At 66.5% G+C, this 19,488-nt stretch carries 15 protein-coding genes; all 15 read left to right on the plus strand.

Annotated elements, in window-relative coordinates:
- Positions 1–47 precede the first annotated feature (47 nt).
- The 15 genes from SMA01S_RS13170 (at position 48) to SMA01S_RS25290 (ending at position 19,445) form a co-directional block, all read left to right on the plus strand.
- Complete coding sequence (locus tag SMA01S_RS13170; protein WP_245649271.1) at positions 48–602, plus strand: hypothetical protein; 555 nt, start codon at positions 48–50, stop codon at positions 600–602.
- A complete protein-coding gene (locus SMA01S_RS13175; RefSeq protein ID WP_066822759.1) occupies positions 599–2,329 on the plus strand; it encodes a peptidoglycan D,D-transpeptidase FtsI family protein in 1,731 nt (576 codons plus the stop codon). Before SMA01S_RS13170 ends, SMA01S_RS13175 begins: the two co-directional genes overlap by 4 nt.
- On the plus strand, positions 2,326–3,744 hold the full coding sequence (locus SMA01S_RS13180; protein WP_066822762.1) for a UDP-N-acetylmuramoyl-L-alanyl-D-glutamate--2,6-diaminopimelate ligase: 1,419 nt from the start codon (positions 2,326–2,328) through the stop codon (positions 3,742–3,744). Before SMA01S_RS13175 ends, SMA01S_RS13180 begins: the two co-directional genes overlap by 4 nt.
- Positions 3,745–3,844: 100 nt before the next feature.
- Positions 3,845–5,218 (plus strand): UDP-N-acetylmuramoyl-tripeptide--D-alanyl-D-alanine ligase, encoded by a 1,374-nt coding sequence (locus SMA01S_RS13185; protein ID WP_066822765.1) that lies wholly within the window; start codon positions 3,845–3,847, stop codon positions 5,216–5,218.
- Positions 5,218–6,297: a phospho-N-acetylmuramoyl-pentapeptide-transferase gene (mraY, locus tag SMA01S_RS13190; protein WP_066822769.1), complete on the plus strand. Its 1,080-nt coding sequence runs from the start codon at positions 5,218–5,220 to the stop codon at positions 6,295–6,297. The genes SMA01S_RS13185 and mraY overlap by 1 nt, the downstream gene beginning before the upstream one ends.
- The gene (gene murD, locus SMA01S_RS13195; RefSeq protein ID WP_066822772.1) at positions 6,294–7,574 is read left to right on the plus strand and encodes a UDP-N-acetylmuramoyl-L-alanine--D-glutamate ligase; all 1,281 of its coding nucleotides are present in this window, start codon (positions 6,294–6,296) and stop codon (positions 7,572–7,574) included. Before mraY ends, murD begins: the two co-directional genes overlap by 4 nt.
- Positions 7,571–8,794: an FtsW/RodA/SpoVE family cell cycle protein gene (locus SMA01S_RS13200; protein WP_066822774.1), complete on the plus strand. Its 1,224-nt coding sequence runs from the start codon at positions 7,571–7,573 to the stop codon at positions 8,792–8,794. Before murD ends, SMA01S_RS13200 begins: the two co-directional genes overlap by 4 nt.
- A complete protein-coding gene (murG, locus tag SMA01S_RS13205; protein WP_066822901.1) occupies positions 8,791–9,954 on the plus strand; it encodes an undecaprenyldiphospho-muramoylpentapeptide beta-N-acetylglucosaminyltransferase in 1,164 nt (387 codons plus the stop codon). The genes SMA01S_RS13200 and murG overlap by 4 nt, the downstream gene beginning before the upstream one ends.
- Positions 9,951–11,354, plus strand: a complete 1,404-nt coding sequence (gene murC / locus SMA01S_RS13210) for a UDP-N-acetylmuramate--L-alanine ligase (RefSeq protein WP_066822777.1) — start codon at positions 9,951–9,953, stop codon at positions 11,352–11,354. Before murG ends, murC begins: the two co-directional genes overlap by 4 nt.
- A gap of 14 nt (positions 11,355–11,368) precedes the next feature.
- Positions 11,369–12,250, plus strand: coding sequence for a UDP-N-acetylmuramate dehydrogenase (gene murB / locus SMA01S_RS13215; RefSeq protein WP_066822780.1), 882 nt, complete (start codon positions 11,369–11,371; stop codon positions 12,248–12,250).
- Positions 12,217–13,170 (plus strand): D-alanine--D-alanine ligase, encoded by a 954-nt coding sequence (locus SMA01S_RS13220; protein ID WP_066822782.1) that lies wholly within the window; start codon positions 12,217–12,219, stop codon positions 13,168–13,170. The genes murB and SMA01S_RS13220 overlap by 34 nt, the downstream gene beginning before the upstream one ends.
- Complete coding sequence (locus SMA01S_RS13225) at positions 13,167–14,099, plus strand: cell division protein FtsQ/DivIB (protein ID WP_066822786.1); 933 nt, start codon at positions 13,167–13,169, stop codon at positions 14,097–14,099. Before SMA01S_RS13220 ends, SMA01S_RS13225 begins: the two co-directional genes overlap by 4 nt.
- Before the next feature lie 16 nt (positions 14,100–14,115).
- Positions 14,116–15,378: a cell division protein FtsA gene (gene ftsA, locus SMA01S_RS13230; protein ID WP_066822789.1), complete on the plus strand. Its 1,263-nt coding sequence runs from the start codon at positions 14,116–14,118 to the stop codon at positions 15,376–15,378.
- Positions 15,379–15,486: 108 nt separating this feature from the next.
- Positions 15,487–16,965 (plus strand): cell division protein FtsZ, encoded by a 1,479-nt coding sequence (gene ftsZ, locus SMA01S_RS13235; protein ID WP_066822792.1) that lies wholly within the window; start codon positions 15,487–15,489, stop codon positions 16,963–16,965.
- A gap of 158 nt (positions 16,966–17,123) precedes the next feature.
- The gene (locus SMA01S_RS25290; RefSeq protein WP_066822796.1) at positions 17,124–19,445 is read left to right on the plus strand and encodes an SPOR domain-containing protein; all 2,322 of its coding nucleotides are present in this window, start codon (positions 17,124–17,126) and stop codon (positions 19,443–19,445) included.
- The last annotated feature ends 43 nt before the right edge of the window (positions 19,446–19,488 follow it).

The following is a 19,488-nucleotide window of genomic DNA, read 5'->3' on the forward strand; positions in this document are numbered from 1 at the left end:
TGGTTGTGGCGCATCGATTTCGTTGGTTCGGCTGGTTCGTGCTCTGTGTGAGCGTGATTCTGGGCTGTTACCTCATGTCATCGCGCGTGGCGGCGGAACGCAACAAGCTCGCTGCGATCGAATCCTCGATCGCGCGGACGCAGCGCGACATCACCGCGCTCGAAACCGAATTCGACACGCGCGCCAGCTTCGCGCAGCTGCAACGCTGGAACGGCGACACGCTGAAGCTGTCGGCGCCGACCGCCGGGCAGTATATCCGTAACGACGCCGAACTCGCCCAGGTCGATTTCAACGCGCCGGCACCGGCCGCGGGTCCGCAGATCCAGACCGCGGCGGCGGTCATTCCCAGCGCGCCGGTCGTGCCGGCGGATGCCGCCGTCGCTGCCAGCCCGGCAGCACCGGCGACGGCCGCGCCGGCCAAGATGAAGGAGGCGGTCGCGATGGTCTCGGCGCCCGTCGGGGCGAAACTCCAGCCTGTATCGGCCAAAGCGGCGATTAAGCCGAAGTCGTCGACCGTGGCGCTGCTCGATCGCAAGCTGCTCAGCGAAGCGACTCTCGGCTCGCTGTCGCGCGGCGCGCGTCGGGAGGATGGCGCCCGATGAGCAATTTGCTCGCACGACCGATCGCGCCGCGTCGTCTTGCCGACGACCGCGCGCTTTCCCGTGCGACCGCGCAGAAGCGGATGATGATCATGATGCTGCTCTACGGAGCAGCGGTCGGGGTCGTCGTGGCCAAGCTCGGCTTTTTCGCCTTATCCGCAGGGACCGCGACCGCGTCGACGATGAGCGACCGCGTGATCCGCGGCGATATCGTCGACCGCAACGGCGAGCCGCTGGCGCGCACGATCGACGCCTGGGCGATCGGCGTTCATCCCGATCAGATCCTGGGTGATCGCCGTGAAATCGCGCAGCGCCTGGCCAACATCCTGGGTCTCGACGAAAACCAGATCTACGCCAAGCTGCAAGGCACCAGGTTCACCTATATCGAGCGCGACGCCTCGGCATCGCTCGTCACCGAAGTCAACGCGATCGGCGAGCCGGCGATCGTGTTCGAACGCCAGCAGCAGCGGCTCTATCCGCAGTCCGAACTGGGCGCGCAGGTGCTCGGCTTTCTCGACGTCAACAACAAGGGTGCGAGCGGGATGGAGCGCGCGCTCGATCTGCGGCTGACCTCGCCCGAAACCGCCGGCAAGCCGGTCGCGCTGTCGATCGACGCGCGCGCGCAATCGGCGCTCGAGAACGAGCTCGGCCAACAGGTTACCAATCTAAAGGCAAAGGGCGGGGCGGGCGTGGTGCTCGATGTCCGCACTGGCGAGATCATGGCGCTGGCGTCCTTCCCGACGTTCAACCCCAACAATCCTGGCGCGGCGCCGAAGCCGGCGGTGACCGAAGACGGTAAGCAGCTGCCCGGCCCGTTCTTCAACCGCGTGACCAGCGCGGCGTACGAACTTGGCTCGACTTTCAAGCCGATCACCATGGCGGCGGCGATCGACAGCGGCACCGTCACCTCGATGGCCAAGCGCTTCGACGCGACCCAGCCGCTGCAAATCGATGGCTTCAAGATTCATGACCATGATGGCGAGGGCCGCTGGCTCGACATTCCCGAGACATTGATCCACTCGTCGAATATCGCCACCGCACGGATCGCCGACGAACTCGGCGGCGACAAATTGTCGGCGATGTTCCGGTCGATGGGTTTCGACAAGCCGATGCCGTTCGAGCTGCCAGCGCGTGGCCGCACGCTGTTTCCGCAGAAGTTCAGCCGCGTGACGACGATGACCGCGGGCTTCGGACATGGCGTCGCGGTGACGCCGCTGCACCTGGCGGCTGCTTATGCCGCTCTGGTCAATGGCGGCGTGTGGCGGCCTGTCACGCTGATGAAGGTTCAGCCCGGCGTCGACGTTCCGGGGCGTCGCGTGATCAGCGAGCAGACCAGCCACCGCATTCGCCAGCTGCTTCGGCTCGTGGTTACCCAGGGGACTGGCAAGACTGCCGATGCTCCCGGGTTCCGCGTTGGAGGCAAGACCGGTACCGCCGAAGTCGCGACCGGCGGCGGTTATTCGAAGAAAGCCAACGTCTCGACCTTCGCGGCGGCTTTCCCAATGGACGCGCCGCGCTATGTGGTGATCGTGATGCTCGATTCGCCACAGGGAGCCGTCAGGACCGCGGCCTATACCGCCGCACCGGTGGTCGACCGCTTCATCCTGCGCGCCGGCCCGATGCTGGGCGTGGTGCCCGACCCCTCGCGCGACATCAATGTCGACGAGCTGTTGCCGCTGATCTGGCACCGCCCGGGGGAAAAGCCGCAAACGATGGCGGATCCCGAATGAAACTGGGCGAGCTGGTGACGGGCGGGGGCGGCGCCAGCGTCACCGGCTTCGCGATCGACCATCGCAAAGTCGCGCCCGGCACGATCTTCGGCGCGTTCGAAGGCACGCGGGTCAATGGCGAGGATTTCATCCCGGCAGCGGTCGCGGCGGGCGCGATCGCTGTCGTCGCGCGTCCCGGCGTCACCGTCGAGGGCGCGCTGCACATCGCGTCCGACAATCCACGCCAGACCTTCGCGCATCTCGCCGCGCAATTCTTCGCGCCGTTTCCCGAGACGGTGGTCGCGGTCACCGGCACCAATGGCAAGACCTCGACGGTCGAGATGACACGCCAATTGTGGCGGATGGCGGGACACCATGCCGCATCGATCGGAACGCTGGGCGTGACGACCTCGGATGACAGCGTATCGACCGGCCTCACCACGCCCGACGTCGTCACCTTTCTGTCGAACGTCGCGGGGCTGGCGCGAGAGGGTGTCACGCACGTAGCGTTCGAGGCATCGAGCCACGGTCTGTCGCAATATCGCACCGAGGGGCTGAAGGTGATCGCCGCGGCGTTCACCAATCTCAGCCGCGATCATCTCGACTATCACGGCGATATGGCCGCCTATATGACCGCGAAGCTCAGGCTGTTCTCCGAAGTCCTCGATCCCAACGGCACCGCCGTGGTGTGGGCCGACGACCCGCAAGCGGCCCGCGTCGTCGATCTGGCGCATGCCCGGCGTCAGCGCCTCATCACCGTTGGCGAACGCGGCGGGGCGCTCAGGCTGGTCAGCCGCGATCCGACCTTGCTCGGTCAGGGTCTGGTGATCGAGGCCGAAGACCGCGAGTTCAAGGTGACGTTGCCGCTGATCGGCGCCTATCAGGCGGCCAATGCGCTGACGGCGGCGGGGCTGGTGATCGCGACGGGCGGCGATGTCGGCCAGACGATTGCCAATCTCGCACGGCTGCAACCGGTTCGCGGGCGGCTCGAACGGGCGGTGATCACGCGGACCGGGGCGCCGGTCTATGTCGATTATGCGCACACGCCCGACGCGCTGGAGGCGGCGATCGCCGCGCTCAAGCCGCACACCGCGGGTCGGCTGATCGTCGTGTTCGGCGCCGGCGGCGACCGCGATCACGGCAAGCGCGAGCTGATGGGCGAGATCGCCGTGCGATACGGCGACCTGGTGATCGTCACCGACGACAACCCCCGTAGCGAAGATCCCGCCGCGATCCGCGCCGAGGTGCTCAAGGGTGCGCCGGGGGCGATCGAGATCGGCGATCGTCGGTCGGCCATCGCCTATGCCGTCGGCCAGGCAGGTGCCGAAGACATCGTGCTGATCGCCGGCAAGGGGCACGAACAGGGCCAGATTGTCGGCGAACTGGTGCTGCCATTCGACGACGTGAGTGTGGCGCGCGAGGAGGCGGCGGCGTGACGCGTGGCAAAGCGCGGGCTTCCTGGTTAGAGGAGGGGATGCTTGCTTCATACCTTCCGATCGCACGTTCCAGGTCGCCCCAGCCGAAGGGACCGGCGCAATGACGCTCTGGACTTCGGCCGACATCGCCACAGCCACCAACGGCGCCGCTTCGGCGGCGTTCGACGTTTCTGGCGTCACGTTCGATTCGCGTGAAGTCGGCGCCGGCGACCTGTTCGTCGCGCTGACCGGTGAGACCACCGACGGGCACAAATTCCTCGACCAGGCGTTCGAGCGCGGCGCTGCCGGGGCGATCGTCAGCCAGGATACGCCGCATCCCAATGTCCGGGTGGCGGACACGTTCGCGGCGCTGGAGGCGCTGGCCAGGGCGTCGCGTGCCAGGACGGCGGCAAGGATCGTCGGGGTCACGGGATCGGCGGGAAAGACCGGGACCAAGGAGGCATTGTTCGCTGCGCTCGACCGCTCGCCGGCCAAATCGGCGCATCGCTCGGTCAAGAGTTACAACAACCATACCGGCGTGCCGCTCAGCCTGGCGCGGATGCCCGCCGAGGTCGATTACGGCGTGTTCGAGATGGGGATGAACCATCCCGGCGAACTCGCGCATCTGACGACGTTGGTGCGGCCGCACGTCGCGATCGTCACCGCGATCGCGCCGGCCCACGCCGCGTTCTTCCCTGACGAAAGCGCGATCGCCGACGCCAAGGGCGAGATTTTCCAGGGCCTTGAGCCGGGCGGCGTCGCGATCATTCCTTATGACAGCCCGCATCGCGAGCGGCTCGCCGCAGCTGCGGCGCCGCATGCCGCACGCACGGTCACCTTTGGGATAGGCGACGGTGCGGACGTCCGCGCGATCGAAGCGGTGAGGGCGACCAATGGCGGCACCTTCGTCACCGCGCGCGTCGGCGAGCGCGAGCTCAGCTACACGGTCGCACAACCGGGCCAACACTGGATATCCAATTCGCTGGCCGTGCTCGCGGCGGTCGACGCGGTCGGGGGCGATCTCGCCCTGGCCGGGCTGGCCCTTGCTGATCTCGGCGGGCTTGCCGGGCGCGGCGCCCGTTTCTGGGTCGAGACGGGGGGCGGCCGCGCGCTGGTGATCGACGAGGCGTATAATGCCAATCCGGCGTCGATGCGCGTGACGCTCGCGGTGCTCGGCGAGGAGGCGGCGACGCGGAAGATCGCGGTGCTTGGCGAAATGCGCGAACTCGGCGACAAATCGGACGAATATCACGCGGCGCTTGCCGGGCCGGTTCGTGACGCCGGCGTCCAACTGGTCATTCTGGTCGGCGAAAGGATGAAGCCACTCGCCGAAGCGCTTGAGGGGCAGGTCGAAATCGTCCATGTGCCCGACGCCGCTGCCGCGCGCGACCGCCTGATGGCGACACTCGAAGCGGGCGACGCGGTTCTCATCAAGGGTTCGAACGGGGTCGGGTTGTCCGCATTGGTCGCGGCGCTCGCCGGCGGGAAAATATAATGCTTTATTGGATCGCGCAGGCGCTGGGCTTCCCCCATATTCTCAATCTGGTTCGCTACCAGACCTTCCGTTCGGGCGCGGCGGTGGCGACCGCGCTGCTGATCGGCCTGATCATCGGGCCGCGCTTCATCGGCTGGCTGCGCGTCCGCCAGGGCAAGGGGCAGCCGATCCGCGCCGATGGTCCGCAAACGCACCTCGCCAAGCGCGGCACGCCGACCATGGGCGGACTGATGATCCTGACCAGCATGGCGGTCTCGATCCTGATCTGGATGGACTTAACCAACCCTTATGTCTGGGCGTGCCTGTTCGTCACCCTTGGGTTCGGGACGATCGGTTTCCTCGACGATTACGACAAGGTGCGCAAAGCGAGCACCGCGGGCGTGTCGGGCAAGGTCCGGCTGCTCGGCGAATTCGCCATTGCGGGCATCGCCAGCGCAATCATCGTCCACACCAACACCGCCAACGGCACGCACCTTTATCTACCGTTCTTCAGCTCGGTGGTGATCGATCTCGGCTGGTTCTACGTCGTGTTCGCCGCGTTCACGATCGTCGCGTTCGGTAATGCGGTGAACCTGACCGACGGGTTGGACGGGCTCGCAACCATGCCGGTGATCATCGCCAGCGTGGCGTTCATGCTGATCGTCTATCTCGCGGGTAACGCCAAATTCGCCGATTATCTCGGCATCCCGCACATTCCGCGCGTCGGCGACCTCGCCATCTTCTGTGGCGCGATGATCGGGGCGGGGCTCGCCTTCTTGTGGTTCAATGCGCCACCGGCGGCGGTGTTCATGGGGGACACCGGCAGTTTGGCCCTGGGCGGCGCGCTCGGCGCGATCGCCGTCACCGCGCACCATGAGATCGTGCTTGGCATCATCGGCGGGCTGTTCGTGGTCGAGGCGATGAGCGTCATCATCCAGGTGTTCGTCTATAAGCGCACCGGCAAGCGCGTGTTCCGCATGGCGCCGATCCACCACCATTTCGAACAACTCGGCTGGCCTGAATCGACGGTCGTGATCCGATTCTGGATCGTGGCTTTGGTCCTCGCGCTCGCCGGTCTGTCGACGCTGAAGCTGCGGTGATCACCAGTCCGTCCTGGCGCGGCGAACGCTATGCGGTGCTCGGGCTCGCGCGCTCGGGTCAGGCGACCATGCGCGCCTTGCTCGCGTCGGGCGCGGACGTCGTCGCCTGGGATACGGACGAGAGCAAGCGGACGATCGAGGGCCCCGATTATGCCGATCCGGTCGAGATCGACCTGACCGGATTTGCCGGCGTCGTCGTGTCGCCGGGCGTGCCGCTCAACCGCCATCCGATCGCGGCCAAGGCGCGCGAGGAGGGCGTTCCCGTGATCGGCGACATCGAGTTGTTCGCGCAGGCTCGCGACTATTTGCCGTCGCATCGTGTCGTCGGCATCACCGGCACCAACGGCAAGTCGACCACCACCGCACTGATCCATCACATCCTGGAAACGGCGGGCATTGCGGCGCGGCTCGGCGGCAATATCGGGCTGCCGATCCTCGGCGAGGAGCCGCTGCCGGTCGGCGGCGTCTATGTGCTCGAATTGTCGAGCTACCAGATCGACCTGACCTTCGGCCTCGATTGCGACGTCGCGGTGCTGCTCAACATCACGCCGGACCATCTCGACCGTTATGATGGGTTCGATGCCTATGCCGCCTCGAAGGCGCGGCTGTTCGCGATGCAATCGAAGGATCACGACGCGGTGATCGGGATCGGCGACACCGCCTCCGCCAAGATCGCGCGCAGCCTGTCGGCACGCGGCGAGCATCTGTTCAAGATCGCGCCCGGCGTGTGCATGGATCAGTCGCGCTGGCCATCGCTTCAGGGTCCGCACAACGCGCAGAACGCGCTCGCCGCGATTACAGCGTGCCAGGCGCTCGGCGTCGCGGAATCGGCGATCGACGCCGGGCTGGAAAGCTTCAAGGGCCTGCCGCACCGCATGGAGCGGGTCGGCACCGTCAACGGCGTCGCCTATGTCAACGACAGCAAGGCGACCAATCCGGATTCGACCGCGCCCGCGCTGGCCGCGTTCGACGGCATCCACTGGATTCTCGGCGGCCAGGCCAAGACCAAGGACCTCGACGCCTGCCGTCCGTCGTTCGGGCATGTCCGCGCCGCTTATACGATCGGCGAAGCCGGGCCGATGTTCCTCGACCTGCTCAAGAACGACATCCCGACCGTTTATGCCGAAACGCTCGCGCATGCTGTCGAATTATGCCGCGCCGCCGCCAAGCCGGGTGAGACCGTCTTGCTGTCGCCGGCCTGCGCGTCGTTCGATCAGTTTCGCGACTACGAGGACCGCGGCGACACCTTCCGCGGATTGGTCGAGTCGCTGGCATGAATTCGCGGCCGGCCAAGGAAGGATTCCTGACCCGGGTCGCGCGACGCGGCGGGCGGTCGGACCGCTCGCCGCTCGGCGCGTGGTTCTGGGACATCGACTGGGTGCTGCTCATCCTGACTCTGTTCCTGATGGCGATCGGGCTGGTCGCGGTCGCGGCGGCCTCCCCGGCGTCGGCGCAGCGCTACTCGGACGCCACGCATCACATGCCCGCGCTTTACTATTTCTGGCGCCAGGTGATGTGGGTCGCGGTGTCGCTGCCGGTGCTGTTCATCGTCTCGATGCTGCCGACCGAAAGCGCGCGGCGCATGGCGTTGATCGGTTGCGCGGGCTTCCTGGTCATGCTGATGCTGGTGCCGCTGATCGGCGTCCAGGTGAATGGCGCGCGGCGTTGGCTTGGCGTCGGCGTCGCGCAATTCCAGCCGTCCGAATTCCTCAAGCCGTGTTTCATCGTTGCGGTCGCGTGGCTGTTGTCGCTCAAGAACAAGGAGCAGGGACTGTCCGGCGGCGTGCTTGCCGCGCTGACCGGCGGATTGACTGCTTTGGTCGCCGGACTGCTGATGCTGCAGCCCGATTTCGGGCAGACGGTGGTGTTCTGCGCGGTATGGCTCGCCTTGCTGCTGATCTCGGGGATTTCGGCGCGAGTGATCGGGGCGCTGTTCGGCGCCGCCTTTGTCGGCGTGATCTCGGCTTATCTATTCTATTCGACCGCGCGAACGCGCATCGACGCCTTCCTGTTTCCGGATTCGGCCGACGCCGCCGACCATTTCCAGGTCAATGCCGCGCGCGCGACGTTGACTGCTGGCGGCTGGTTCGGAACCGGTCCCGGCGGGGGACAGATGAAGTTCCGCCTGCCTGAAGCGCATACCGATTATATCTACTCGGTGATCGGTGAGGAATTCGGGCTGATATCCTGTGCGATCGTGGCGGTGATCTTCCTCGCGATCGTCGTGCGCGTTTTCGTCAAGCTGCTGGATGAGCAGGAAGAATTTCGTGTGCTGGCTGCGTCGGGCCTCGCCATCCAGTTCGGATTGCAGGCGCTGATCTCGATGGCGGTGAATACTGGCCTGGCGCCGTCCAAGGGCATGACGATGCCGTTCATAAGCTATGGCGGTTCGTCGATGATCGCGCTGTCGATCGGCATGGGGTTGCTGCTTGCGTTTACGCGCCGGAACCCGTTTGTGAGCCGCTCACCCTATGTCGTGAAATGGAGCGGCGAATGACGAGAGTGCGGCAATTCGTTCTGGCCGCAGGCGGGACCGGGGGGCACATGGTGCCCGCCGCAGCGCTGGCCGCCGAGTTGAAGAAGCGCGGCCATAAGGTCGATTTGATCAGCGACGAGCGCGGCGTGCGTTTTCCGGGACTGTTCGACGGGATCGAAACGCATGTGCTGCCCGCGGGGCGGATGCAGGGCGGCCCGATCGGCTGGTACCGCGCGGGCCGCGCGATGCTCGAAGGGCGCAAGCTCGCGATCGACCTGTTCGAGAAGATCAAGCCCGCCGCCGTCATCGGCTTCGGCGGCTATCCCGCGCTGCCGGCATTGCTCGCCGGGTTCAACCAGAAGGTGCCGACCGCAGTGCACGAGCAGAACGCCGTGCTCGGCCGGGTCAACCGGCTGGTGGCGGGTCGGGTCGACGCGATCGCTACCTCCTATGCCAAGGTCGACCGGCTGGCCGACAAATATCGCGGCAAGGCGCATTTGACCGGCAACCCCGTGCGGGAGGACGTGCTCGCGCTGCGCGACAAGCCTTATCCGCTGCTCGAAGAGGATGGCATCTTCCGTGTCCTGGTCACCGGCGGTAGCCAGGGCGCCAGCATCCTGAGCAGCGTCGTGCCCGACGGATTGTCGATGCTCCCGGTCAATTTCCGTCGCCGGCTGCAGGTCACGCACCAGGCACGGGTCGAGGACATCGAGAAGGCGCGGGCAAAATATGCCGAGCTGTCGATCGCGGCCGACCTCGCCACCTATCTGCCAGATCTGCCCGAGCATCTTGCCTGGGCGCACCTGGTGATCGCGCGCGCTGGGGCGTCGACCATCGCCGAGTTGACCGCCGCCGGGCGTCCGGCGATCCTGGTGCCGCTGCCCAGCGCGACCGACGATCACCAGACCGAGAATGCGCGCGAGATTTCGGAAGCCGGCGGCGCGCGAACGATCGCGCAGAGCCAGTTCACCCCGGTCGAACTCGCCAAGCAGATGCAGAAACTCGGCCTCGACCCCGCTGCGCTGCAGAACGCCGCGGCGCGCGCGAGATCGTGCGGGCATCCCAATGCCGCGCGTGATCTCGCCGATCTGGTCGAGGGTCTCGATCATCCCCCAGCCGATATTCCCGTCGGCAAAGTTCAGACCGCCACACCTGGCGGAGAAGCAGCAGCATTCGCATGACCGGGCTAAAGACCGATATCGGCGCCATCCATTTCGTCGGCATCGGCGGGATCGGCATGTCCGGCATTGCCGAGGTGATGCACAATCTCGGCTACAAGGTGCAGGGATCGGACGTGTCCGAGGGCTATGTCGTGCAAGGGCTGCGCGACAAGGGCATCGAGGTGAAGATCGGTCACGCCGCCGACAATCTCGGTGACGCCGCAGTCGTCGTGGTGTCGACCGCGATCAAGCGCGCCAATCCCGAGGTCGAGGCCGCGCTCGAACGCCGCATCCCGGTGGTGCGTCGCGCCGAGATGCTCGCCGAGCTGATGCGGCTCAAATCGACCGTCGCGGTCGCCGGCACCCACGGCAAGACCACCACGACCTCGATGGTCGCGGCGTTGCTCGACGCCGGCGGGATCGACCCGACCGTGATCAATGGCGGCATCATCAACAGCTATGGTTCGAACGCCCGGCTCGGCGACAGCGAGTGGATGGTGGTCGAGGCCGATGAGAGCGATGGCAGCTTCCTGCGGCTCGACGGCACGCTGGCGGTGGTGACCAATATCGATCCCGAGCATCTCGACCATTATGGCAGCTTCGACGCGATCAAGGATGCGTTCGTCCAGTTCATCGAGAATGTCCCGTTCTACGGCGCCGCCTTCCTCTGCCTCGACCATCCCGAAGTGCAGGCGGTGCTGCCGCGCGTGCGCGACCGCCGCATCGTCACCTACGGTTTCTCGACTCAGGCGGATATTCGCGGCGTCAACGTGACGCCGATCCCCGGCGGCAACCGGTTCGAGGCGATCATCCGCAATCGTGACGGCACGACGCGTTCGATCGAGAATATCGAATTGCCGATGCCCGGTCGCCATAATGTCCAGAACGCGCTGTCGGCGATCGGCGTCGCGCTCGAGCTCGGCGTCGACGACGCGACGATCCAGCAAGGCTTCGCCAAGTTCGGCGGCGTCAAACGCCGCTTCACCAAGGTCGGCGAGGTCAATGGCGCCGTGGTGATCGACGATTACGGCCACCACCCGGTCGAGATCCGCGCGGTGCTGTCGGCGGCGCGCGAGGGCGTGGCCAACCGCGTCATCGCGGTGGTCCAGCCGCATCGCTATACCCGTCTCAGCAATCTGATGGAGGACTTCCAGCAGGCGTTCAACGATGCCGACATGGTCTATGTCACCCCGGTCTATGCCGCGGGCGAACAGCCGATCGAGGGTGTCGATGCCCAGGCTTTGGTCGATGGCCTGAAGCGCCGTGGCCACCGCGCGGCCGCGACGATTGGTTCTGCGGAAGAACTCGCGAGCGAACTCGCGGGCGTCATCCAGCCGGGCGACATGATCGTGTGCCTGGGCGCGGGCGACATCACCAAATGGGCGGCGGGACTGGCCGACGGGATCGAGGCGGTGCGGTGACGGTCTGTTACGCCATGCCTCCGGTCCGCGGAAAACTGACGCACGGCGCGCCGCTGGCGCCGCTCGTGTGGTTCAAGAGCGGCGGCGCGGCCGAATATCTGTTCGAACCGGCCGACGTCGATGACCTCGCCAGCTTTCTCTACGCGCTCGACCCGTCGGTGCCGGTGATGGGGCTCGGCCTGGGCTCGAACCTGATCGTGCGTGATGGCGGCGTGCCCGGCGTAGTCGTGCGACTGGGCAAGACCTTCGCCAAGGTCGAGCGGCTCGACGAAACCACTCTCCGCTGCGGCGGTGGCGCAAGCGGCATCCTCGTCTCGTCGAACGCGCGTGATGCCGGGATCGCCGGCCTCGAATTCATGCGCTCCATCCCGGGCACGGTGGGCGGCTTCGTCCGGATGAATGGCGGCGCCTATGGCCGAGAGGTCAAGGACGTCCTGATCGAGGCCGATGTGGTCTTGCGCTCGGGCGAGCGCCGGACACTCGCGCTCGACGACCTCGGTTACACCTATCGCCACAGCGATTTGCCTGCGGGCGCGATCGTGGTCGGCGCGACCTTCCGCGGCCATCCCGGCGAGCCATCCGCGATCCAGGCCGAGATGGACCGCATCGCCGCTGCCCGCGAGGAATCGCAGCCGCTGCGCAGCCGCACCGGCGGGTCGACCTTCAAGAACCCGGACGGGCATAAGGCCTGGCAATTGGTCGACGAAGCCGGCTGCCGAGGCCTTCGCAAGGGTGGCGCGCAAGTATCGGAGAAGCATTGTAATTTTCTGCTCAACCTGGGTGACGCGACGAGCGCGGACATCGAAAGCTTGGGCGAAGAGGTACGCGAGAAGGTGAAGGCGAAGTCGGGCGTGATGCTGGAATGGGAAATTCAGCGCGTGGGGGTGGCCAAGTGAGCGCCTCCCTCCACGTTGCCGTTCTGATGGGCGGCTGGTCGGCCGAGCGCGAAGTCTCGCTCATGTCGGGCAAGGGCATTGCCGAGGCGCTGGAATCGCTCGGCCATCGCGTGACGCGGATCGATATGGGTCGCGACGTCGCGACGAAGCTTACCGAAGCGAAGCCTGACATCGTGTTCAACGCGCTCCACGGCACGCCGGGCGAGGATGGCTCGGTCCAGGGCATGCTCGACCTGATGGGCTTGAAATACACCCATTCGGGAATGGTCACCTCGGTCATCGCGATCGATAAGGTGCTGACCAAACAGGCGCTGGTCCCGCACGGCATCCCGATGCCGGGCGGGCGCATCGTGAAGTCGGCCGAAGTGTTCGAGGGCGATCCGCTCAAGCGGCCCTATGTGCTGAAACCGGTCAACGAAGGTTCGTCGGTCGGCGTCGCCATCGTCACCGATGACGGCAATTACGGTAACCCGATCGGCCGCGATGTCGCCGGTCCGTGGCAGGAATTCGAGGAACTGCTCGCCGAGCCCTATGTCCGCGGCCGCGAACTGACCACCGCGATCCTCGGCGGCCGCGCGCTCGGCGTCACCGAACTCAAGCCGAAATCGGGCTGGTACGATTACGACGCCAAATATACCGACGGCATGACCGAGCACGTCTTTCCGGCGCAAATTCCCGACACGATCGCTGCGGCCTGCAAGCGGCTCGCGCTCGAAGCGCACCATCTGCTCGGCTGCAAAGGTGCATCGCGATCGGACTTCCGCTGGGACGATGAGCGTGGCGAGGACGGGCTGTTCCTGCTCGAGGTCAATACCCAGCCCGGCATGACTCCCTTGAGCCTCGTCCCCGAACAGGCGAGACATCTCGGCATCTCCTATCCGGAGCTGGTGCAGATGATCATCGACGAGGCACTGGCATGAGCCGCGCGCCGACCAAGAGCGGGCGCCCGACCGCGCGCAGGCCGTCGGCAAAGCGCAAGCAGAAGAAGCCGTCGATCATCGATCGCATCCTGGCCTGGCTGCCCATCTCGCAGCACACGCTGCAGCGCATCGCGACCTGGTCGATCTTCGCGTTCGCGGTCGGAGCGGCGCTGGTCGTCGCCCAGATCTTCGGCATTCCCGGCGCGGTCGGCACCGCGGTCGCCGAACAGGCCGGCAATGCCGGTTTCCGTGTCGAGCAGATCGAGATCCGCGGCGTCAAGCGGATGGACCAGATGACAGTCTATGCCGTTGCGCTCGAACAGAAATCGCGCGCGATGCCGCTGGTCGACCTCAACCAGATCCGCGACAAATTGCTGCAATATGGCTGGGTGCAGGATGCCCATGTCTCGCGGCGGCTGCCCGACACCCTGCTGATCCGCATCGTCGAGCGCACGCCCGCGGCGGTGTGGCAGAACGAGGGGACGTTGAGCCTGATCGATCGCGACGGAGTCTATCTGGAGCCGGTATCGGCCGACGCGATGCCGGATTTGCCGCTGGTCATCGGTCCCGGCGCCGATCGCCAGGAGCCGGCCTATCAGACGCTGATGACCACCGCCCCCGCGCTCAAGCCCAAGGTGCGCGCCGCGACCTGGGTGGGCAACCGCCGCTGGGACCTGTTGTTCGACACCGGCGAGACCTTATCGCTGCCCGAGGGAACCGATGAGGCTGCCCAGGCGCTCCGGTTGTTTGCGGAGAGGGATGGTACGCTTCGCCTTTTGGGTAGAGGATGGTTAAAGTTCGACATGCGCAATCCGGATCGAATGGTGATGCGCAAGCCCGACGGATCGAGCCGGATTGGGGTTCCGACGAGTTCGAAGGGCAGTGCGCCGGCATCGGCGGATCGCGCGGCGTCGCGCGACCAGGTATGAGTGGGGGAATAGAGTTATGGCCAAGACACCACCGGAGGGGCTGATCACGGCGCTCGATATCGGGTCGTCCAAGGTCTCCGCGATGATCGCGCAGAAAGGCAGCGGGGGCGAGTTGATCGTGCTCGGCACCGGCCAACGCGAGAGCCGCGGCGTGCGGCGCGGTTGCATCGCCGACATGGCCGCAACCGAAGTCGCGGTGCGCGAGGCGGTCGAACAGGCCGAGCGTATCGCCCAGACCAATATCGAGAATGTCTGGGTCGGCTTTTCGGCCGGCGGGCTGGTCAGCGACGTCGCCTCGATCGAGTTCGAGATGGGCGGGCACCGCATCGAACAGAGCGATATCGACGCACTGTTGCGCGCGGGGCGTGAATCGATCGATCCCGCCGGGCGCATGGTGCTCCATGCCCAGCCGGCGCTCTACACGCTCGACGGTATTACCGGGGTCAAGAACCCGCTCGGCTTGCATGCCGATCGGATGGGCGTGCACATCCATGTCGTCGCCGCAGACGGATCGCCGGTGCGCAATATCGGCCTGTGCGTCGCCAAGTCGCATCTGGAGGTGAAGTCGATCATCGCAGCCCCGGTTGCGACGGGACTTGCGTGCCTGAGCGCCGAGGAACGCGAGCTGGGAACCGCGCTGGTCGAGATGGGGGCGGGGATCACCAACGTCTCGCTGTTCGCCGGCGGCATGCTGGTCGGGCTGGTCACCGTGCCGATGGGTGCGAGTGACATCACCGACGACATCGCCTCGACTTTCGGCGCCAGCCGCGCCCAGGCCGAGCGAATGAAGTGCTTCCACGGCTGCGCCAACGCGACGCCGCGCGACAATCACGAGATGCTGGAGATCGCGCCACTCAGCGACGACGGCGCCGGCGAGGGGCCACGTATCACCCGGGCGCAGCTGATCGCCGTGATCCGCCAACGGCTCGAATTGTTGATGGGAGAGATCGGCAAGGCGCTGACCGCGATGAAGTTCGACGGCAATGTCGGGCGTCAGGTTGTGCTGACCGGTGGCGGCGCCGAGCTCAAGGGTATCGCCGATTATGCGCAGGCAGCGCTCGGCCGGTCGGTGCGGGTCGGGCGGCCGCGCGGGCTCGCCGGCTTGCCCGACGCGCATTCGGGACCCGCTTTCGCGACCTTGGCCGGGTTGGTCCATCACGCCGCGACCGACCCGATCGACCTCAGGTCGTTGGCATCGGGCGAACATCAGCTGGTGCACCGTCCGTCGCCGATGTCGATCTTCCGTCGCCTGATCAGAACGGCTCGGGCGAATTATTAAAGAAATGCGTCATCGACCCCCATTTGTAGTGGATAGTAAGTGGGCGATGGTGCAAGAAGTTGTGGGCATAAGGTGTTCCGGGGGCCGGAGCATGTCGGAGAACGCGTAATGGTTGAATTTCTTCCTCCGGATGTGGACGAGCTGACTCCGCGCATAGCGGTGATCGGCGTCGGTGGGGCGGGCGGCAACGCGATCGCCAACATGATGAAGAACGATGTTCAAGGCGTCGACTTCCTCGTGGCGAATACCGATGCGCAGGCTCTGAAGCAGAGCCAGGCGGGGCAGAAGATCCAGCTCGGCGTGCGGATCACGCAAGGGCTCGGCGCCGGCGCACGGCCGGAAATCGGGCGTGCGGCGGCGGAGGAAGCGATCGACAGCGTCGCCAAGACGCTGGAAGGCGCGCACATGTGCTTCATCGCCGCGGGCATGGGCGGTGGCACCGGTACGGGAGCCGCTCCGGTCATCGCCAAGGCGGCGCGTGACATGGGCATCCTGACCGTCGGCGTCGTGACCAAGCCGTTCGCGTTCGAGGGCAATCGTCGCGCCAAGGCGGCCGAAGCCGGTATCGAGGAACTGCAGAAGTACGTCGATACGCTGATCGTCATTCCGAACCAGAATCTGTTCCTGGTCGCCAACGCCAACACCACGTTCAAACAGGCCTTCGAAATGGCCGACGAAGTGTTGCAGCAGGGCGTGCGCGGCATCACCGACCTGATGGTCATGCCCGGCCTGATCAACCTCGACTTCGCCGACGTCCGTTCGGTGATGCAGGAAATGGGCAAGGCGATGATGGGCACCGGCGAGGCCGAGGGCGACAACCGCGCCATCGAAGCCGCGTCGAAGGCGATCGCCAACCCGCTGCTCGACGGCGTCAGCATGAAGGGCGCCAAGGGTGTGATCGTCTCGATCACCGGTGGCGAGGACATGCGTCTGCTCGAAGTCGACGAAGCGGCCAATCATATCCGCGAACTGGTCGACGAAGACGCCAACATCATCTGGGGTTCGGCGTTCAATCCCGACCTCGAGGGCAAGATCCGCGTGTCGGTCGTCGCCACCGGGATCGAGGCCGACAGCGCTGCCGTGGCTGCCGCCGCGGCGGAGCCCGCGACCCGCGCGTTCAGCTTTGGACGCAGGGCGGAGTCGGTGATTCCGGCATCGCCAGTTGAAGCGGCGCCCGAACCTGAAGCGAAGGCGGAGCCTGAAGCGGACACCCAACCGTTGACGCTCGATACGCCGGCAGACACCACCGCGCCGGACGCTGACGCCGACGAACTGGTGCTCGGCAGCGAGGTCGCGGTCGACGATGCGGCCGTTCCCGCCGAGTATGAAACGCCAGCAGTTGCCGAGGCTGCGGCCGAGGAAACGCCGGGCTGGCTGTCGCCGGGCGAGAGCGCCGAAGAGGCTCCAGCCATTTCGACTGGTGACGAGGCGGAAGCGCCGCCGGCACCGCGCATGAAGCTGGGCGGCACGTTGTTCGAGCGGATGCAGAGCGTCGCGCGCGGCGGCTCGCGCTCCGAAGCGGACGAAGGTGAGAGCAAGGACTCGCTCGATATCCCGCGCTTCCTGCACCGCCAGAACAACCAGTAAGCCGATTTGCGGGGTGGGGGCGGCGTTCATCGTCGCCCCGCCCCGCCTCGCCGCTCGTGAAGCTCAAGGTCATTTCCCGTTCAGCCGCCGACCGGTCTAGGCTGATATCCAATATGATATTCCGACGCGCTTTTGGACTGGCAGCCGTTGTCTTGGCGATGAGCGGCGGACAGGCTTTCGCTCAGACTGCCGACGAGAATCGAGATGCCGACGCGCTGGCCGCGGACATGCGCATCCTCGCCGCCAATCCGCTCGACATCGAAGCGCTGGTTACAGCCGGCGAACTGACCCTCAGGATGGGTGATAATACCGCGGCGGCGGGATTTTTCGGCCGCGCCGAAAAGCTCGATCCGCTCAATCCGCGGGTAAAGGCCGGACTCGGCAGCCTGCTGGTGCGTGCCGAGCGCCCCGGCGAAGCGCTGCGCCGGTTCCAGGAAGCCGAGGCGCGCGGGCTAGACCCGAGCAAATATGCCGGCGATCGTGGCCTCGCTTATGATCTGATCGGTGAGCAGGAACGCGCGCAACGCGATTATCGCCTGGCGCTGCGGAAAGGGCCCGATGACGAGATAACGCGACGCTATGCGCTGTCGATGGGGATTTCGGGCCGCAAGAAGGAAGCGCTCGACCTGCTCGACCCGCTGCTTCGCAAGAGCGATCGCGCGGCATGGCGCGACCGCGCTTTCATCCTGGCAATGAGCGGCGACCGTGACGGCGCGCAAAAGATCGCCAATTCCATGATGTCGCCGGGGCTGGGCGCGGGGCTGGCCCCGTTCTTCGACCGGCTGCCGATGCTGTCGGCCGCCGATCGCGCCTTCGCGATCAATTTCGGTGAGTTGCGTGCGACGCCCGAACGTCTCGCCGACGCGCGGATGGTTCCGGCGCTGCCGCGGCTCGGGTCCGATCCGACCGCGCCGAAGGTGGTCGTGGCGGTGGAGCAACCCCGGCCGCGTCCGATTGTCCAGGACGATGCCGGGAAGCGCAAGAAGCGCAAGAAATACGAGTATCTCGCGCCCGCGGTGCCGGCGGCTACGCCCGCGCCGCCCGTCGAAGTGGCGATGAACCCGCCGTCTTACACCCCGCCGCGCGCGGCACCGACGCCCGCGCCGCCGCCGCCATCGCCATCGCCATCACCGCGCGTGGTCTATGCCGCGCCGCTTCCCACGCCGAAGCCGACGTCGACCCCGACACCGACGCCCTTGCCGCCACCGGTCAAGGTCGCGGAAGCGCCGAAATCGACGTCGCTCCCCGTGCCGACAGCACCCACCCCGGCGTCGGCGACGGTGGCGGCTCCCCCTCCGGCGCCATTGCCGGCGCCGGTCGTGGTCGCGGCAGCGCCCGCGCCGACCCCCGGCTTCAGCGCGACGAGCGCGGATAGCGGCGTAGCCGACCGCCCGACCGCCGCCGAGGCGGGGATCAGCCCAGCGCCGACCGCGACCTCCCGCGTCAGCGAGGATACCGTGCTCGCCAGGATCATCGCCGGTATCTCGGTGCCGGGCTCCGAACTCGGCGTCGCGCCGCTGCCCACGCGTGCCGCCCCTCCGCCACCGCCCGCGCCAAAGCCGGTTGAACCCGCGACGGAGCCCAAGGCGAAGGTGGAGCAACCCAAACCCGCCGCCAGGACGCCCGAACCCAGGTCGACGGTCCGCAAGACCGCGAACGAGGACGTGGCTGACGCTGGCGACAGCAGGTCCGCCAAGGGGCGCAACGGCAAACCGCCCGCCGACGCGAAGGCGTCGAAGGATGACGCTGCCGCGGTCGACCAGGCTGCCTGTCCCCCGCTGACCAAGGGCAAGACGGCGACGCGGAGCCGGACGACGGCAAAGGAGAAATCGACCGCCAAATGCGAGGTCGCGGACACCAAGGGCGGCCGCGATGCGAAAAAGGACAGCGCGACACTCGACGACAATGGATGTCCGCCGCCGGCCAAAGGCAGGGCGGCGACGCGCGGCAAGGCGACGCTGAGAGGGAAGTCGGCGGCCAAGTGCGAGACCGCGGATGCGAAGAATGCGCGCGACGCAAAGGACGACGCGGTCGCGCTCGACAAGAATGGCTGCCCCTTGCCGGCCAAGGGTAAATCCGGATCGCGCGGCCGGTCCGAGCCGCCCGTCACGGCGCGCGGCAAGACGGGCGCGAAGGGCAAGGCGTCGGCCAAATGCGAAGCTGCCGATGCCAAAGGCGCCAAGGCTGATGTGGCGACCAAAGGCGATCCTGCACGCGTCTGGGTACAAGTGGCTGGCGGTGCCAATCAGGCGGCGCTGGAAAAGGCCTGGAACGGGCTCAAGGCCAAGTCGCCCGATCTGTTCCGCAACCGTCAGGGATGGTCAACGCCGCTGCGCGCCACCAACCGCGTCCTGACCGGGCCGTTCAAGTCCGAGGACGAGGCGCAGACGTTCGTCAACCAGATGGCCAAGGCCGGCTTGTCGGGGTTCGTCTTCACCAGCACCAAGGGACAAAAGGTCGATCGCCTCGGCGGCAAGTGATTGCCGTGGGTTGAGCGCAAGTATCGGTTAGATTTCCCATACT

Origin of the sequence: Sphingomonas mali NBRC 15500 (assembly GCF_001598415.1) — a bacterium.
Lineage (GTDB): Bacteria > Pseudomonadota > Alphaproteobacteria > Sphingomonadales > Sphingomonadaceae > Sphingomonas > Sphingomonas mali.

Bases quoted from the DNA above. Each gene is read 5' to 3' on its own strand.
- SMA01S_RS13175 (WP_066822759.1), top strand. From the start codon at position 599: ATGAGCAATTTGCTCGCACGACCGATCGCGCCGCGTCGTCTTGCCGAC.
- SMA01S_RS13180 (WP_066822762.1), top strand. From the start codon at position 2,326: ATGAAACTGGGCGAGCTGGTGACGGGCGGGGGCGGCGCCAGCGTCACC.
- SMA01S_RS13185 (WP_066822765.1), top strand. From the start codon at position 3,845: ATGACGCTCTGGACTTCGGCCGACATCGCCACAGCCACCAACGGCGCC.
- mraY (WP_066822769.1), top strand. From the start codon at position 5,218: ATGCTTTATTGGATCGCGCAGGCGCTGGGCTTCCCCCATATTCTCAAT.
- SMA01S_RS13200 (WP_066822774.1), top strand. From the start codon at position 7,571: ATGAATTCGCGGCCGGCCAAGGAAGGATTCCTGACCCGGGTCGCGCGA.
- murG (WP_066822901.1), top strand. From the start codon at position 8,791: ATGACGAGAGTGCGGCAATTCGTTCTGGCCGCAGGCGGGACCGGGGGG.
- murC (WP_066822777.1), top strand. From the start codon at position 9,951: ATGACCGGGCTAAAGACCGATATCGGCGCCATCCATTTCGTCGGCATC.
- murB (WP_066822780.1), top strand. From the start codon at position 11,369: ATGCCTCCGGTCCGCGGAAAACTGACGCACGGCGCGCCGCTGGCGCCG.
- SMA01S_RS13220 (WP_066822782.1), top strand. From the start codon at position 12,217: ATGGGAAATTCAGCGCGTGGGGGTGGCCAAGTGAGCGCCTCCCTCCAC.
- SMA01S_RS13225 (WP_066822786.1), top strand. From the start codon at position 13,167: ATGAGCCGCGCGCCGACCAAGAGCGGGCGCCCGACCGCGCGCAGGCCG.
- ftsA (WP_066822789.1), top strand. From the start codon at position 14,116: ATGGCCAAGACACCACCGGAGGGGCTGATCACGGCGCTCGATATCGGG.
- ftsZ (WP_066822792.1), top strand. From the start codon at position 15,487: ATGGTTGAATTTCTTCCTCCGGATGTGGACGAGCTGACTCCGCGCATA.
- SMA01S_RS25290 (WP_066822796.1), top strand. From the start codon at position 17,124: ATGAGCGGCGGACAGGCTTTCGCTCAGACTGCCGACGAGAATCGAGAT.